Genomic DNA, 3376 nt, shown 5'->3' with positions numbered 1-3376 from the left:
ATGGAAGGCAGGTTGGGTTCGACGCTGACTTGCCCCACGGTTGTCACCGCCGGCCTTCCCCAACGTTCCGCCGTCGAGATGAGACCGCCGGCGATTTCCGCAAACCCCGCCATCGGATCGCGGCGCGCATCCATCGGAAAGGCGCCGGCATGATTTGCCTCTCCGGTCAGTTCCACACGATAGTGGCGCAGTCCGTTGATCGCCGTGACGAGGGCGACTCCAAGACCAGCAGCTTCGAGCACGGGGCCTTGCTCGATGTGCAGCTCGATGAACGTGTCGATATCATCGCGCTCCACCTTGCCGAGGTCGGCGGGATCAAGCCCGACAGCCTTCATGGCTTGGCCAATCGAAACACCGTCGCCGTCTACCAGCTCGTCAAGTTCGCGCGGCTCGATGCAGCCGGTTATGGCGCGCGAGCCCCAAAGGCTTGCCGCAGGGAAACGGCTTCCCTCTTCCTCGCAAAGTGCTAGTACTTCCAATGTCCGGCGCGGCTTACCAAACTGCTTTGCAAGCGCGTCAACCGCAACCAGCGCTGCGATCGCGCCCAAGGCACCGTCATAGCGGCCCCCGGGCGTCTGGCTGTCGATATGCGATCCGGACACGATCGAAGGCCCGGGCTCTTCACCGTCAAGCCTTCCCCAGACATTGCCGACCGCGTCGCTATGCACAGCCAAACCCGTTTCTCTGCACCATTCAGCGAACTGGTCGGCTGCCGCGACCCATTCCGGCGAATACACGGTGCGCCAGACGCCGGTTCCGCTGTGTGCTCCGAACCTGCCGAGGTCGAAGATCAGCCGTTCGACATGTTCAGGGTCGACATTGATCGGTTGTGCCACGTCGTTCTCCCTTGCCGTCCACCCAGCCTGCACGGCGGTATGGGGCTCGTCGTTTCTCTTTTCAGAAAGGTCAGTTGCCACATCTCATAACCAATCACGAGCCGCCCGTCTTATGAATGCTTTCTGGTATCGACACAGATCGGAAAACAGCATGACGATTGAATTCATTGCCGGGCCTAATGTGGAAGGGCTTGCAATTTCGGAAGCGGTCCGCGCCGGCGATTTCGTATTCTTGTCGGGCCTTGCCGGCTTCGGGCCCGACGGTGAAATCGTCACCGGCGGGGTAGCAGCCGAGACTGATCGCATTATGCTGGAGGTGAAAGACATCCTGCAGCGGGCGAGTCTGCGCCTTTCGGACATCGTTAAGGTCAACGTCTATTTACGCGAGTCAAAGGACGCGAACGAGTTCAACACCGCCTACGCAAAATACTTCCCGGACTCTAAACCGGCGCGAATCGGCACCGTCGCCGAACTGCTCTACGGCGGTCTGGTCGAACTGGAAGTCGTCGCCTACGGTGCGAAGCCGGAGGGCCGCGATGAACAGTGACGGTCAATTGAACAACCGCCTTTCGCGCAGATATTCGTCGATGCCTTCCAGACCGCTTTCCAGATGATGCGGGTCGACGCCGAAGCCAACGCGGATATGACCCTCGATACCGAACCAACTGCCGGCGCAAACGAACACGCCCTTGGCACGGCGCAATTCTTCCACGAAAGTCTCTGACGGGATGTTCATCTCGTAGCGAAGGAACGCCATGCCGCTTGCTTGCGGAACGACCCAGGACCATCCATCGCGCCCTTCGAGCCACCCCGCTACCCGCTGACGCCCGGCGATAAGGATTTGGCGGCCGCGCGAGAGCAACTTGCTCCGCACGGGCTCGCCGAGCGCTCTCTCGGCAACGAACTGCGAGACCACGCCAGTGCCGATACTCGTGTAGTCCTGAAACCGATGGCCTTCCGCTACCAGGGTTTGCGGACCGATCATCCAACCCATCCGCAGTCCAGGGCAACCGAAGGATTTCGCCAGTCCTCCCGTCACGATGACCCGTTTGCCCATCCCAAAAATGGTTGGCGCATCGGTGGAATCGATCTCCGAGCCGCGATAGATTTCGTCGACATGCAACCAGATACCCGTGCGATCGCTCAGCTCCGCGAGCGCCCGCCGGGACGATCGGGTGAGCGTTGTACCGGTCGGATTGTTGGGGTCGCAGAGCGTGATCAGCTTGGTGCGCGGGCCAATTGCCGCTTCCAGCGCCGTGATATCGGGCTGCCAGCCATCGCTCGGTCGCAACGCAATCTGCGTGACGTCGATCCCCAGGCTGTGAGCAAGGCCGGCGATCTGCATGAAGTTTGGCACGACAACGATGATGTGGTCGCCGCGCTCGGCGAGCGCCATCAAAGTCAACAGGTTCGCTTCCGACGAGCCGTGAGCGACCAGCACGTTTTCCGAAGCCGCACCCGGGTACCAATCGGCGATCGACTGGCGCAGCGATGGATTGCCATCCGTGTATCCGTAGCCCAGAGGGAGTGCGGCAAGCTCCGCTAATTCGGCTGCAGACAGGATTTCCGAGATAGCTGCGGGGTGAACGCCGCTCTCCGTCAGATTGATGGCGACATCGTTCTCATAAAGCGTCTGGCTTCGTTCAAGGACGAAAGTGGGAATCTGCATACGGCACTCCTCAAGTTGTTCGTGCGACCACCGCTTTGGCAATCATGATGTCCTGCACGGCCACACCGGTCAGATCGGCCACCGTGATGTCTTCGGGCGACCGCCGTCCCGCCTTTCCAGAAATGACATTTCCGAGCTCGACGACATCCTCTCGTCTCAAGACACCGGCCGCTATCGCGGCGTGAATCTCTCCACGTACCAGGCACTGCGGTATACTGTCGGCGACAACCAGGGCGGCCGACTTCAGGATCATCGGATCGATTTCGTTCTTTTCGGGTGTGTCCGAGCCCATCGCAGTGATGTGTGTGCCGGGCCTAATGGAGCCCGCGAACAGATAGGGCTGGTGGGCCGCGGTCGTCGTGACGATCAGCTGCGACGAAGAGGCAACCTCTTCTGGGCTTGCTGCCACTCGAGCGCTGTAGCCCATCCGCGCGATATCGCGCACGGCTTCAGTCGCCCGCTCGACATCACGCGCCCACAAAACGAGGTCACGGCATTGCGTCACCCGGCGTAAATAGTCGGCCTGCAGGCGCGCCTGCACGCCGGCGCCACAAATGCCAATCGTCTCCAACCGCGCAGGTGCCAGGTGACGCGCAACGACGGCGCCTGCAGCGGCGGTCCTGTGATTGGTGAGTTCCCCTTCTTCGAGAAGGATGCAAAGAACCTGACCCGTCTTCGCGGACAGCACCAGCATGCAACCGGAGAACGGCGGCAGACCTAATTTCGGATTGTTGAAGAACCCCGTTGCGAGCTTGACGACGAACACGTCGTCGCCGCGCACGGCGCCATATTTGATGTGAAGCTCACCGCTTTCGTCCGGGAAAAGGAGTTCGCCTACTGGCGGGACCTCGACCTTTCCCTCGGACAGGGC

The 3376-nt window shown here is 61.0% G+C and carries 4 protein-coding genes; 1 reads left to right on the top strand and 3 read right to left on the bottom strand.

Annotated features, from left to right (window positions below; all coding sequences use genetic code 11):
- On the bottom strand, nt 1-836 hold an 836-nt coding region (locus EN991_RS28565; RefSeq protein ID WP_127369999.1), incomplete at its 3' end, for a hydantoinase/carbamoylase family amidase.
- Between the two features lie 151 nt (nt 837-987).
- Here EN991_RS28565 and EN991_RS28560 point away from each other — a divergent pair.
- A complete protein-coding gene (locus EN991_RS28560; RefSeq protein WP_164753785.1) occupies nt 988-1383 on the top strand; it encodes a RidA family protein in 396 nt (131 codons plus the stop codon).
- Nucleotides 1384-1386: 3 nt separating this feature from the next.
- Here the strand turns inward: EN991_RS28560 and EN991_RS28555 are convergent, their stop codons facing one another.
- Nucleotides 1387-2547 carry an aminotransferase class I/II-fold pyridoxal phosphate-dependent enzyme gene (locus EN991_RS28555; RefSeq protein WP_127369997.1) on the bottom strand — a complete coding sequence of 387 codons (1161 nt, stop codon included), beginning with the start codon at nt 2545-2547 and terminating at the stop codon, nt 1387-1389.
- A partial coding sequence (locus tag EN991_RS28550) for an ornithine cyclodeaminase family protein (protein ID WP_127369996.1) occupies nt 2516-3376 on the bottom strand: 861 nt, incomplete at its 5' end. The genes EN991_RS28550 and EN991_RS28555, both read right to left, overlap by 32 nt.

The sequence above is a fragment of the Mesorhizobium sp. M7A.F.Ca.US.005.03.2.1 genome, assembly GCF_003997795.1.
GTDB lineage: Bacteria > Pseudomonadota > Alphaproteobacteria > Rhizobiales > Rhizobiaceae > Mesorhizobium > Mesorhizobium ciceri.
This window is presented reverse-complemented; position numbering and strand designations above follow the sequence as displayed.